Origin of the sequence: Membranihabitans maritimus, assembly GCF_021729145.1 — a bacterium.
Taxonomy (GTDB): Bacteria; Bacteroidota; Bacteroidia; order Chitinophagales; family Saprospiraceae; genus Membranihabitans; species Membranihabitans maritimus.
Genome location: NZ_JAJSLW010000004.1, coordinates 342,576 through 356,372 on the forward strand (window position 1 = coordinate 342,576; position 13,797 = coordinate 356,372).

The 13,797-nt window shown below is 36.0% G+C and carries 14 protein-coding genes; all 14 read left to right on the forward strand.

Annotated elements, in window-relative coordinates; translation table 11 throughout:
* On the forward strand, nt 1-909 hold the full coding sequence (locus LVD47_RS06750; protein ID WP_236974801.1) for a hypothetical protein: 909 nt from the start codon (nt 1-3) through the stop codon (nt 907-909).
* A 306-nt stretch (nt 910-1,215) separates the two neighbouring features.
* Nucleotides 1,216-2,670: a lipopolysaccharide biosynthesis protein gene (locus LVD47_RS06755; protein ID WP_236974802.1), complete on the forward strand. Its 1,455-nt coding sequence runs from the start codon at nt 1,216-1,218 to the stop codon at nt 2,668-2,670.
* A gap of 1 nt (nt 2,671) precedes the next feature.
* Nucleotides 2,672-3,508 carry a sulfotransferase family 2 domain-containing protein gene (locus LVD47_RS06760; protein WP_236974803.1) on the forward strand — a complete coding sequence of 279 codons (837 nt, stop codon included), beginning with the start codon at nt 2,672-2,674 and terminating at the stop codon, nt 3,506-3,508.
* Nucleotides 3,509-3,899: 391 nt separating this feature from the next.
* Nucleotides 3,900-4,595 (forward strand): sulfotransferase, encoded by a 696-nt coding sequence (locus LVD47_RS06765; RefSeq protein ID WP_236974804.1) that lies wholly within the window; start codon nt 3,900-3,902, stop codon nt 4,593-4,595.
* 478 nt (nt 4,596-5,073) lie between these two features.
* Nucleotides 5,074-5,679: a hypothetical protein gene (locus tag LVD47_RS06770; RefSeq protein WP_236974805.1), complete on the forward strand. Its 606-nt coding sequence runs from the start codon at nt 5,074-5,076 to the stop codon at nt 5,677-5,679.
* Nucleotides 5,680-6,148: 469 nt separating this feature from the next.
* Complete coding sequence (locus LVD47_RS06775) at nt 6,149-7,231, forward strand: DegT/DnrJ/EryC1/StrS family aminotransferase (RefSeq protein ID WP_236974806.1); 1,083 nt, start codon at nt 6,149-6,151, stop codon at nt 7,229-7,231.
* A 5-nt stretch (nt 7,232-7,236) separates the two neighbouring features.
* Nucleotides 7,237-7,938, forward strand: coding sequence for a WbqC family protein (locus tag LVD47_RS06780; protein ID WP_236974807.1), 702 nt, complete (start codon nt 7,237-7,239; stop codon nt 7,936-7,938).
* Nucleotides 7,935-8,885 (forward strand): hypothetical protein, encoded by a 951-nt coding sequence (locus LVD47_RS06785; RefSeq protein WP_236974808.1) that lies wholly within the window; start codon nt 7,935-7,937, stop codon nt 8,883-8,885. The genes LVD47_RS06780 and LVD47_RS06785 overlap by 4 nt, the downstream gene beginning before the upstream one ends.
* Before the next feature lie 2 nt (nt 8,886-8,887).
* Nucleotides 8,888-9,694, forward strand: coding sequence for a sulfotransferase domain-containing protein (locus LVD47_RS06790; protein ID WP_236974809.1), 807 nt, complete (start codon nt 8,888-8,890; stop codon nt 9,692-9,694).
* A 29-nt stretch (nt 9,695-9,723) separates the two neighbouring features.
* The gene (locus tag LVD47_RS06795) at nt 9,724-10,716 is read left to right on the forward strand and encodes a glycosyltransferase (RefSeq protein WP_236974810.1); all 993 of its coding nucleotides are present in this window, start codon (nt 9,724-9,726) and stop codon (nt 10,714-10,716) included.
* A gap of 233 nt (nt 10,717-10,949) precedes the next feature.
* Nucleotides 10,950-11,828, forward strand: coding sequence for an LbetaH domain-containing protein (locus tag LVD47_RS06800; protein ID WP_236974811.1), 879 nt, complete (start codon nt 10,950-10,952; stop codon nt 11,826-11,828).
* On the forward strand, nt 11,825-12,439 hold the full coding sequence (locus LVD47_RS06805; RefSeq protein WP_236974812.1) for a hypothetical protein: 615 nt from the start codon (nt 11,825-11,827) through the stop codon (nt 12,437-12,439). The genes LVD47_RS06800 and LVD47_RS06805 overlap by 4 nt, the downstream gene beginning before the upstream one ends.
* Nucleotides 12,436-13,356 (forward strand): ketoacyl-ACP synthase III, encoded by a 921-nt coding sequence (locus LVD47_RS06810; protein ID WP_236974813.1) that lies wholly within the window; start codon nt 12,436-12,438, stop codon nt 13,354-13,356. Before LVD47_RS06805 ends, LVD47_RS06810 begins: the two co-directional genes overlap by 4 nt.
* 10 nt (nt 13,357-13,366) lie before the next feature.
* Nucleotides 13,367-13,603: an acyl carrier protein gene (locus LVD47_RS06815; protein ID WP_236974814.1), complete on the forward strand. Its 237-nt coding sequence runs from the start codon at nt 13,367-13,369 to the stop codon at nt 13,601-13,603.
* Nucleotides 13,604-13,797 lie beyond the last annotated feature (194 nt).

The window sequence follows — 13,797 nt, forward strand, 5'->3', positions numbered from 1 at the left end:
GTGCAGGTTCCACAGGCTATATGGCTCACCAGGCTTCCCTCCCGCTCGTCCATAAAGGGATCGCTAAGCCGCGATCAGGCTTTCGAGCTACACGGCTCACCAACCCTGGCTACGCTCCATCCGCATGCGCGGGTTAGCGATCCTCAGCACAACAGATCGTCTCAAAGGGATCACTTAGTGGCTAGATCGCAAAAAATCCTGGGGAAGCCAGGTCTGGCCCTGCAGGGATGCCTTCTACACGAACCAAATGAAAACAAACAAATAATGAAAATTGACTACTGGCATAAATTCGAACATGGGGGTATATATCACATATACAATAAAACCATATCCGGCCGGCTCCTATTCAAAGAACATAATGACTACCAAAGATTTTTAACTAAATTTCTCGACTACTTCGGCCCCTATATTTTGCTTTACGCCTATTGTCTAATACCGAATCATTTCCACTTTCTATTTAAAGTGCGAAAAATCAATAACATAGACAGAAATATATTGAAATTTGAACAAACGAAGCAGGCAGAGCTTTTTTTGAATAATCAATCCTCCGTAAATAAACTCCTGCAAGATCAAATGCGTCGATTTTTTAGCTCTATCTCACTGTATTTAAATAGAAAATACCAGATTAAAGGCTCTCTATTCCTTGAGAGAACGAAAAGATTGGTTGTCACTTCGGAAGAGGATACAATAAATAAACTTTGTTATGTACACCATAATCCTATTCACCATGGATTGGTCTCAGAGTATGCTGACTGGAAATATTCTTCATATAATGACTACATTGCCAGAAAGCAAAGGGTAGCGTGGCAAGATGTTTTTTCACTGTTGGAAACACAAAACACAAAAAATGGAGAACCGGAATTTTTTAAAGTACATGATTTATTTAAAAGAGATTATGATGGTATATAGCTATATGGCTCACCAGGCTTCCCTCCCGCTCGTCCATAAAGGGATCGCTAAGCCGCGATCAGGCTTTCGAGCAAAGACCGGGTTTGGTGAGCCCTAATGGTCCTCCAAAATACACGGCTCACCAACCCTGTCCATGCGCCATCCACTTACGCGGGTTAGCAATCCTCTGCACAACAAATCGTCTCAAAGGGATCCCATCCCCAGAGAATCCTTTGGATCGAGCCAACCCCGGCCACACCCCAACTATTTGCGAGGCCTGCTGACTACAGAAAATATTCTAAAAAAATTCTACATTAGCCGATATATATGTCACTGAAAGAAAAAACGCTCTCCGGTCTTTTCTGGACCTTTGCAGAACAGTTTAGTTCACGGGGGATCGGGTTTGTGGTATCTATTATCCTGGCTCGGATACTACTACCTGAAGAATTTGGGGTTATTGGGATGATCGCTGTATTTATGGCTATTGGGAATATGCTGGTCGATGCGGGGATGACCCAGTCACTGATCCGCACACCCAATCCTGACCAAAAAGACTTTTCTTCAGTCTTTTTCATTAATATAGTGGTATCATTCTTTGTCTACGGTCTATTATATGCCACAGCACCTTTGATTGTCAGTTTTTACGACAAAGAAATCCTGACACCCGATATTATCCGGGTTTATACTATTTCGATCATCATCCGGTCTTTTTCCAGTATTCAGATCACGCGGATGACCAAAGAAATGAATTTTAGGATACAAATGATTATACAGATCCCTTCGCTGGTCATAAGCGGCATTGTGGGTATCGTATTGGCGGTAATGGGATGGGGTGTATGGTCATTAGTCTATATGAACCTTGTTCAGGCCCTTGTTTCCACGGTGCAATATTGGATATATACGGGTTGGCGACCAAGTTGGGTAATTGATAAAAAAAGGCTTACAGAGCATTTTAATTTCGGATATAAATTGACTATTACCGGGCTATTAAGTGCCATTTTTAATAATGTCTACCCGATTGTTATCGGAAAATATTTTACAGCTTCGCAGGTAGGGTTTTATACCAGGGCAGACACCATGCAAAAATATCCAGTGCGAACGCTATCCACTGCTCTTAATAAAGTAACATATCCGATGTTTGCCAGTATTCAGGACGATGATGCCAAACTCAAAATAGTTTATAAAAAATTAATGCAACAAGTCCTGTTTTGGATCACCCCTGCACTCACTATTGCATTTGTGTTAGCGGAACCGATGTTTCGATTTTTACTCACCGAAAAATGGGTTCCGGCCGTTCCTTATTTTCAGATATTATGTGCCCTTGGGATCCTATACCCTATCCATTTATATAATCTCAATATTTTGAAGGTTAAAGGACGTTCGGATCTAATGCTTCGTTTGTCACTCATCAAAAAAAGTATCAACATTATCAGTATCATCATTGCCATTCCAATGGGGATATTTGCTTTGTTATATTTTCAGGTCCTCAATTCTATATTTGCTTTTGTAATAAACAGCTATTACAGTGGTAAATTCATTAACTATAACACCATCGATCAGATAAAAGATATCATACCGGTAATACTCCGGGCGTTTATAGTGGGTTTTACTACCTATTTAATTGGATATGTGATATTTGACTTTACTCAATTCAATGATTTTGTCCAATTAATAGTATTGGGTTCAATTTATACGTTACAATATATCGGGTTGAATTTATTGCAAAGTAATACCCCTATGCACGAATTTCATCAATTGGTAATTAAAAGGAAATTTACGTAAAATGATAATCACAGACCAATTTGTCATGCTCAATTTGCCCAAAACGGGTAGTACCTATGCTCGAAAATGTATAAAAGACATTTATAGTAAAAGATTTAAAAAATTACCCTTAAAACATAAAATTTCAATTTGGACAAATTCAAAGCCGCCTCTTTTCCAGGATTACTTAGTAGAAAACATCAAGGTAAAAACCAATGTTGGTAATAAAGGGGTTATTGACCAGCACGGCACCTATGAACAAATTCCAAATGAACATAAACAAAAAAAAATATTCTCTATTGTCCGCAATCCGGTCAGTGCCTATCTTTCCCGATATGACTGGGAAAGCTGGGTGAGGAATCCACCCTGCCCCATGGAAATCATCAAAAATGCGTTTTCCCATTACCCGGACTTGACTTTCACCGAATACCTCCATTTGGTCGATATGGCCGTCCCTTATTTCGTAGGCCATGAAGTCAGAAATACGGATATAGGGATCCTAAGTATCCAATTTATACAAATGTTTTTCAAAAACCCCGACGAGGTTATTCGAAACCTTTCTGATGAATACATTAACTCCGAAAAGGTCTTTGATGACTTTGCTGGAATTCATTTTCTCCGCCAGGAAAACCTCAATACTGATTTAAAAGAATTTCTTTCCCAAATGAATTTTACGGAACAGGAATTGAGTGTAATAGACGGACAAAAAAAGGTGAATGTATCCAAAAGGAAGTCCCCTGACCGCAGTCAGCTACTGACCCCGGAGATCATTGAAAGGATCAATAAGAAAGAAAAGATCATTTATCGAATTCTCGAACGTCAGGGAATTGTCTACGAGAAGTTTATGGAGAAATTATAAGCATTTGGAAACAGCAGGAATCTTCAGGTGTTCACGTTGTTCCTTTACAATTGCCAAAATAAAAATATGGGTATCTTGTTTAATCCGTAATTTTAACAGATGTGAAAACCTTGAAGGTTTAGATCATTTTTATTTCTGATAGTAGGGTATCAACTTCATTTGCTCTGGTTAATACCACTCAGAAACCTTCAAGGTTTAAGTGTATCGTAATCCAGAATCGGTGAATTTCAGTATCGGGAGAAAAGGAAAAGAATCTATGGACCATTGCATTTGACAACGAGACAAATGTTAAGACCTTTGGTCACTTCAATACATTTGAAAATCGGACGTTTATTCTTTTGTTCAAGTTTGCAAACTTTCTAAGCCCCACTTACTAAATAATTAAAGGTAGATGGAAATTTTAGGTGTAAAACAAACTTTAAAGGAACAAATTATTAATCCCATCCGGGTTTATAACAAGCGGAAGATATTTTGCATTGGCAGGAATAAAACAGGAACGACCTCCCTGGCCGCAGAGTTCAGAAAACACGGCTTTATAGTTGGGAACCAACGCCGTGCGGAAAAGATGGTTGACCACTATGTCGAAAAGGAATTTGATCCAATTATCCGTTACTGCCGGTCTGCCCAGGTTTTCCAGGATGCTCCTTTTTCCTGGCCGGAAACCTATAAATACCTGGATGCAGCCTACCCGGACAGCTTGTTTATTCTGACCGTGCGTGATAGCCCCGAACAATGGTACCGGTCTATTACCCGGTTTCACGCTAAGCTATTCGGAAAAGGAGAAATTCCTACTGCAAAGGATCTGAAAAAAGCAAAATATATACGCCCCGGTTGGATGTGGAAGGTCAACAGGGCCCACTATAAGACACCCGAAGATGATCCCTATAATAAGGAGATCCTGCTGCAACAGTATCTAAAGCACAACCGGGAAGTAAAAAACCACTTTGGAGATCGCGACAATTTTATGGTCCTGAACTTAAAAAAAGAAAACGCCTACAGCCGGTTTTGCCGCTTTATAGGTGTAAAAAAGACCCGGGATAACTTTCCGTGGAAGAATAAGACCACTGAAGTGGAAGTCAGAAATTAATAAGGCATCCAAAACGGGACTAACCTTCAAAGGTTTTAATGAATTCTATTTCAACCAATTATTTTCTTTACACAAAAAGTTGGAAACCTTGAAGGTTTACCAATAACTCAATTATTGACGAATTCAAATTAGATAAATCATAGAAAACTTCAAGGTTTAGATGACCTTTAATTGCGATTAGTTTACCATCTTAAATTTGATACACAAACCAACTCAGAAACCTTGAAGGTTTAAATAAATCTTATTTCAGGCAAGTAATTTCTTTACGTAAAAAAACTCAGAAACCTTGAAGTATACCTTTCGAGGTTTGACAATAACACATTTGATGATAAATTCTGATTATTTAAATCAAAACAGAATTTGAATGGCATAGAAACCTTCAAGGTTTAAATGACTCCCGTTTCAAGCAACGAATAATTTTATACCTTGTCACTCAAGCTACATCAGAAACCTTGAAGGTTTAAGACATTAATAAAAAATGAATTTCGACGACACATTTTATTCGGATTCTATTTACCATATTTGGTCTCACGCCAATGGGACTGAAAATTTATTTCGAGAAGTCAAAAATTATAATTTTTTTAAGGATAAGTATTGGAAATTTATTGGCCCAATTGCTCATACTTTTGGTTATTGTCTACTACCCAATCATTTTCATTTACTAATCAAGACAAAGTCGCTTAAGGAGATGAATCATAATATAAAAAACATTTCTTTTGAAGAATCAAATGTAAACCAACACATGCGCCAAAAATTTAGTAATTTACTAAATTCATATACCAAATCCTATAATCGACTGTACAAAAGAAAAGGAAGTTTATTTATCCCACGATTTAAGAGAAAACTAATAGATACGGAAGAATACTTTACAAAAATCATTTTATATATCCACAGTAATCCAGTTCATCACCACTTAGTCAAAAGTATAGATGATTGGGCATACAGTTCCTGGTATGCCTATGCATATGACAAGGAAGATATTGTCTACAAGGAGGAGGTCTTAAAATGGTTTGGAGGGAAAAATTTTCTAGTAAAAGCGCACCAAGATATAAACATTAATTATGAAAATTTTTATACGACATAAAAACCTTGAAGGTTTCTGATTTAACTTTTGAAACAGAATTAGATTACACGCATTACTTTGATTTACAAATATTTAAACCTTCAAGGTTTGACTATATTAAAATGGAAATCGATATATAAAAATGCAAATAGTCCTATAATTGTAATCTCGGTGGTAACTTTCAAAGTTTAAATAACTTTAATTCCCGTACTATGGATTCTCTGCATTTCACCTGCTTAACACACCTCACAAACTTTGAAGGTCTAAAAGGCCCGCAACGAATAAATTTAAACTCACCGTACAAACCATCTCAGAAATCCCAACGAGGTAAACCTAGATAGAAACCTTCAAGGTTTAGAAGACTTCAATTACTAGTAGTAAAATCCCTTCATTTCGTCTACTCAACACGACTCAAAAACCTTGAAGGTTTAACATACTGAAAAAACTTTATCTTCGTTTTCTTACTGTTATACAAATCAAGTACAAATACATGATCCCAGTCACGCGTCCCTACTTACCGGACAAAGATAAATACAAGTCCTACATTGATCAGATCTACCAACGAAATTGGTTGACGAATAATGGCCCATTGGTTAATGAACTGGAACTGGAGCTAAAGAACAGGGAGCAATTAAAACATCTCCTTTTTGTAAGCAATGGTACGATCGCACTTCAATTGGCTATCAAAGCACTTGAATTGTCAGGAGAGATCATTACGACTCCTTTTTCTTTTATCGCGACCACCAGTAGTATCGTCTGGGAGGGTTGTAAGCCGGTCTTTGTAGACATTGAGGAACAAACGCTCAATATAGACCCCGGAAAAATAGAAGCTGCCATTTCAGATCGGACTTCAGCCATATTGGCTACCCATGTCTATGGGAATCCTTGTGATATAGAAGCCATACAAGACATTGCCGACCGACATAATCTCAAAGTTATTTACGATGCGGCCCATTGCTTTGGTGTACAATACAAGGGTAGCTCCATTTTTGAATACGGGGATATATCTACCTGCAGTTTTCACGCCACCAAACTATTCCACACCGTGGAAGGTGGTATGGTAGTCACTAAAGATCCTGCCTTACTCAAAAAAATGGCTTATATGCGAAATTTTGGTTTTGCCGGTCCGGAAGCGTTCGCCGAACTGGGTATCAATGGTAAAAACTCAGAATTCCATGCAGCTATGGGGCTTTGTGTTCTACCGGATATAGATAAGATCATTCAAAAAAGAATTGAACTCTGTCAATATTACAACTCCAAATTAACAAAAGCAAAGGTAAGGCGACCGGTCTGGCATCCTGAAGCCACATACACCGGCGCTTATTATCCTGTTGTCTTTGATGATCCGACCCTGATGCATTTGTGTATTAAAGCCCTCGAAGCAGCTAAAATCTACCCGAGAAGGTATTTTTTTCCGGCATTGTCTTCTTCACTGCCATTTCTTGACCGGATTAAATTGAAAATAACCGATAAAATTTGTCAAAAGGTATTGTGTTTACCTTTATTCTACGACATTAGCAAAGAAGAAATTGACATGATTGTCCGGATAATTTTGAGGACTCAAAACAATTAATACTTATGCGAATAGCTGTCATGCAGCCATATATCTTCCCTTACATTGGATATTTTCAATTGATTAACTCAGTAGACAAATTTGTATTTTATGATGACGTAGATTTTATAAAACAAGGGTGGGTAAACAGGAATAATATTTTGGTAAACGGTCAAAAATTCCAATTTACGATCCCTGTAAAAAATATTAGCTCTAATAACTCAATTGCAAATACACAAATTGACTGGTCAAGTAAATTGCTAAAAAAATTTATAAAAACACTAAAACAAAGCTATAAAAAAGCTCCGTATTATGAGAGGACAATGGAAATTGTAGAGCAATCTTTTGACCAGAAACCTGATACGATTTCTAATTTATGTGCAAACAGTACTAATTTAATATCCGAATTCTTAGAATTAAAGACCAAATTTGAATTGTCTTCAGAAAAATATAATCAATCCTTAGGGTATGAAAAAGAAGAAAGATTAATTTCTATTTGTGAATTAAACAGCGCAAATATTTACATCAACCCAATTGGAGGTCAAGAACTTTATGAAAAAGAATATTTTAGACAAAAAAATATTACGCTATATTTTTTAAAATCTAAAGGTCCTAAATATACCCAATTCGGAAGCGAATTTATTTCAGGACTAAGTATAATTGACATATTGATGTTTAATGAAAAAAAACAAGTTCAATCGTACCTTACTAATTATGATTTGATATGAAACCAATAGGCGGTTTTTTTGAATTGGAACTCCCAATTAAGAAAGAATTCCATAAACATGCAATAAGGTTGAATTCAGCAAGAAATTGTTTTTGGCAATTTTTAAATGTTAAAAAACCCAATAAAGTTTATTTACCTCTTTTCACTTGTGATGCAGTTATCAATCCACTAGTAGATCTCAATATTGAATATGAATTTTATAAAATTGATAGTAATCTTGATCCTAATTTCGATTTTGAAAAATTAGATTTTCATGATTTATTTGTCTACAATAATTATATGGGATTAAAGGATAAAACGATTGAATATTTAAAAAATAAATTGGACTGTAATCTTATTATTGACAATGCACAATCATTTTTTTCTAGGTGCACTTCTGCAAAAACTCCAGCTTTTTATTCTCCACGAAAATTTTTTGGCGTACCAGATGGTGGATATCTATATGGTATTAAAAAAAATGATATGGGATATTTGGAGAAACAAGTTGTGTACGATAAGATGATTCATTTATTAAAACGTATTGACATCTCACCTGAAACGGCATATCCTGAATTTATAAGAAGTGAAGAATATTTCGATAAATTACCAGTAAGGAAAATGTCTGACTTTACCAAAAGAATCCTCAATTCTATAAATTACAATTCTGTAAAAAAGAAGAGAAGAGAGAACTTTGAATATCTTCATGAAAATCTTTTTAAATATAATGATTTTCCGGACTTATGGGATTCTATTCAAGTTCCGCTGAGTTATCCTATTTACATTAAAAGTAAGAAAATTCATCAAAAATTACTTGATAAAAAAATTTATACTCCTAAATACTGGCCAAATGTTACAAGATGGGCAAATAAAAATACAATAGAGTACGACTACTCCTCAAATCTTCTTCACCTTCCAATAGACCAAAGATATAGACCTGAAGATTTATCGAGAATTGTTAAAATTATTTAGATATGAAAACACTAGCTATTTTTTCAGTGCCAAGGTCTGGCTCCTCCTGGTTAGGAAATATATTTAATAGTTCAAACGAAGTGAATTTTAAATTCCAACCTAATTTTGCTTATAGCTTTCCTTATAATCTGACACCCAATAGCACAAAAAAAGAAATTTATAATTTTCATTCTCATTTACTCTCTTGCAAAGATCCCTTTGTAAATGGAGAATTATCCATTAGTGGGAAAAAGAATAAAAATTTCGATACGAATTCAACCCCCAAATTATTAGTTTGGAAAGAAGTCCATTATTTGAATATCATGGAGAACTTAATGACTCAAAGCAATATAAAAATAATAGGCTTAATCAGGAGTCCTTTAGGGATAATTAATTCGTGGTTGCAAGCACCTAAAGAATTTGATCCGAATTGGTCAATTAAAAAAGAATGGAAAAATGCACCATCAAAAAATGGGCTTGATAATAAAAACTACTTTGGATATGCAGCATGGAAAGAAACTTGTTTCAATATGCTCAAATTAAGTATTGATTTCCCCAACAATTTTACAATCTGTTCGTATAACCAATTAATTTCAGATCCATTCGAAATTACAAAAAACTTATTCGAATTTGCCAACCTAAATTATTCAAAAGAGGTAAAATCATATATCAATAAATCAACGTCAAATCAAGACAATGATCCATATTCAACGAATAAAATTAAACTCAAAGATGATAGCTGGGAAAAAGGGTTGCCAAAATATATAATTGAGGATATCCAAAATGATCCAAATTTTAAATCTCTCAACAAGATATTTAATTGGATATAAGTTTCAAATCTAAACAACTAAGGAAAGGAATGAATTTTGATGATTTTAAAAGGATATATCAATCAAAAATAGTTTCGGAATATAATAATATTGTTCCCGAAAAACCAATTTTATCTATTTGTGTTCAGACCTACCAGCACCAAGATTTTATCAGCCAGTGCCTGGAGGGTATCCTGATGCAGGAGACCAATTTTGCAATTGAGATACTCCTCGGTGAAGATAATTCTTCGGACGGTACACGCGATATATGCATTAAATATGCTGAAAAGTATCCGGACAAAATCCGGCTATTCCTTCATCACCGGGAAAATAATATTTCTGTATTGGACCGCCCCACCGGCCGGTTCAACTTTTTGTACAATTTGTTTTCTGCACGCGGGAAATATATAGCTATATGTGAAGGGGATGACTACTGGACCGACCCCCTGAAACTGCAAAAGCAAGTGGATTTTCTTGATGCTAATCCAGATTACGTTATGTGTGGGCACGATGCGTTCGTATTCGATGAAAACGGAATAATCAGCAATTCCAAACTCTTGGACAACCATAAACGAGATTATTCAGCAACGAACCTCAAGAGAGGTGTTTCGATTTTGTTTATGACCATTTGCTTTCGAAATATAATTAAAGACATTCCCCCGCACTTCATGAAAATTATTAATGCGGATTCTTTTCTCTATGCATACCTAGGCCAGTTTGGAAATTATAAATATATACCTGAGATTAAGTCTGCCGCATACCGGGTGCATAAAGGAGGCATTTGGTCCTTAGTTGATTCTGAAACACAACTTATAACAAGGGTATCGTCACTGTTGTGGATGGGGAATTATTTTAAATCCATTAATCAAACAAACCTATCAAATTACTATACAACTGAAATAATTGATAAATTAATTTGGACATTAAAAGATGCAAGGGTTAAGGACTTTTTAACTATATTCTTCCATCTTAGCAAAGTGTTAATTTACAAACTATCTCCAGGTATTTATTACAAAATTGAATCACTTTTTAAAAAGAAGTAACACCTGGTCATTAATTTCGCATATATCATACTATTACAGCTGTTTATTTAGTTTTAAAAAAGTTGAAACATAACTTTGGAATGATAGGTAAATTGATTTTATAACCTTTTCATGTTATCAGTTAAAAATTAGATTTATCATTCTCAACTATAATCCGAACCACAAATCAAATCTACCTCAACAGAAACTCTTTATATTTTGGATTCATGAAATTTTAACCAGAAAAAATAGAAATGCTATTAACACAATTGGTAAATAAAGAGAAAGTATTGAGGAATGCAGAGGTGGAATGGACTATGTACCCAAAATCTTCAACCCCTAAATCAATCTGCTACATACTGAATGAAGAATTCATTGATCTCATCAACGACAACCTCAACATATCGGCGGTCATTACCCCGGAACAATTCATTCCTTTATTCACTAAAGAAAAAGGGATTTTTCTCAGTGATAGCCCTCAAAAGGATTATTACAATCTACATAATCAATTGGCCCGGATGGGGAAAATGAAATTGATCTCTGATGGGAAAATTTCACCCCATGCACAAATTCATCCGACAGCTATCATAGAAGACCGGGTAATAATAGAGGACGGAGTTGAAATATCCGCCTATACAATCATTCGCAAAAATACGGTTATCTGCAAAGGGACCAGTATTGGCTCCTTTTGTGAGATCGGGGCCCGCGGTATGCAAAATATATATGTCGATGGAGATATATTCAACCTGGAATTTATGGGCGGTGTGGAAATCGGAGAAAACTGCGAAATCCTTTCACATGCAATTATCCAAAAACCATACCACGCCTACAATACCAAAATAGGCCGGCAAAATCGAATTAGTGTCAAAACGAGCATAGGCCACGGAAGCATAATCGGTAATTACAACCGGATCGCCGGTAATGGCACCCTTTCCGGAAATGTACAAATAGGGAATTATGTTAAAATGGGCCCCTCAGTCACTATTTCAGATGCAATTAAAATTGGAAATTTTACAAGAATAAGACTAGGAAGCGTGGTATCCAATAACATTTCAGAAAACAGCGACGTGTCCGGGAATTTTGCACTGGACCATAAAAAGAATTTGAAAAACTACGCAAGGATAAGAAAATGATAAAGCTTGATTTTTGTTTCAAAGGGAAGCGTACATATGTTCATGGAACCGATATTTTCGATAAAAGTCTGGAGCACATTGCATCAGAACTTCAACATCTTAATAAAATTTCAGTTGAAATGACATTCCATGGGATTGCAAGTAAAAACCTCAATCTTATTGCAGACCAAGATTTATCTGATACCGTGGATCAGGAAAATTTGAAATCGACTATATCTTTGAGGTCGGGTGAACAAGACTTGTCTTATGTCTTGGTACAAGACCACCGTCCAATAACCTGTACCGTCCCATACCGGGAAGAGGATATAATTGAGGCTTCTCATCTCAACTTACCGGATAAATCCATAGAAATTAAAAAGCCCACTGGCTATTCCCTTATTGAACAAGCCGTGGCCATGAATAAAGAATTATTAAAAAACCTTTTTCCGGAAGCCCCGGGTAAATGGTATTTTACAAAAATCAAACTGCGGGGGATTGATCTCGATAAGTGGCTTAACAAGGAATACAAATTCACGATTAAGTTCCGCAAAAACCTGGGCTTCAAATTAACTGACAGCCTGGTTTATGCAGATGGGAACCGATTAGGAAATATATATTTTTCATTATCATGATTGGAATCGAAAATATAGGGACGTATTTACCCGAACGAAAAACAAGTAATTACGACTTGATGGATCATTTCGATATAGATGAACACTTTATCGAAAATAAAATAGGGGTTCGTGAAACGACTCGCAAGGAAAAAGGTAAAAAGTCATCAGACCTGGGATGTAAAGCAATAGAAGATTTACTTTTCCGAACGGGGCTGGATATCCGGAATATAGATTGCCTGATTGCTGTCACCCAAAACCCAGATACTAATATTCCCCATATTTCCGCAAGGATTCACGGGCAATTTGAATGCAAAGAGGAATGTGCCTGTTTCGACATTTCCCTGGGATGTTCCGGATTTGTATATGGCCTTTCCGTGATTGAGGCTTTTATGAAAGACAATGGACTGGAAACAGGAATATTGGTCACATCAGACCCTTATTCAGACATTATCCACCCTGACGATAAGAATACCCGACTCCTTTTCGGTGACGGGGCAGCCGCCACATTAATCAGCTCAAAACCGGTTTTTGAATCAGGTAAATTTAATTTTGGGACGATCGGCAAACGTTATAAAGAGTTGATCTGCCACGATAGCAACCTATCGATGAATGGCCGGGGCATTTTCAATTTTGCTGCGCGATATGTTCCGAAAGATGTCTATGCTATTTTGGAAAAAAATAACCTGGAAATCGGGGAAGTTGATGTATTCCTTTTTCACCAGGGTAGCAAGTTTATAGCAGATACGATCACCCGGAAACTGGGAATTGACCCGGAAAAATCACAGTTTCATGCCGCTACATACGGGAATACGGTAAGCTCTTCCATTCCTATAATGCTAAAAGACTATATCGAAAAAGATGGGATGAAAAATATACTAATCAGTGGTTTTGGCGTTGGATTATCCTGGTCGAGCACTATTTTAAACAAATTATAATTATTTCAATATGAGCAATATTAAAGAGGATATCAGAAAAATATTTAGAGCAGAAGTAGACAAGCGAGTAAACATCCAAGAAATAAAAGATGATGAATCCATTACTGAATTCGGGGTAGATTCACTGGATAAATCATCTGTATTTTTGGAAATTGAAGATCACTTTGGTGTTGAAATCCCGGATACGGAGATCGAGAACCTCGATACAATCGATGATATTCTGAAATTTATTAATGAGAATAAATAATTACAAGACCTTGAAGGTTGCTGAATTATATTTGAAAAAAACGTTAAGCTAATTCAGGATCACAACTTTAAGATATTTAAACCTTCATGGTTTATCAGTTTGCTTAATAAATAGCACCTCAAGAACTCTTTACGATTCGTTGAAAACCTTCATGGTTTCTTGACTTAATAAACTATTAATAACTCGCGAACACA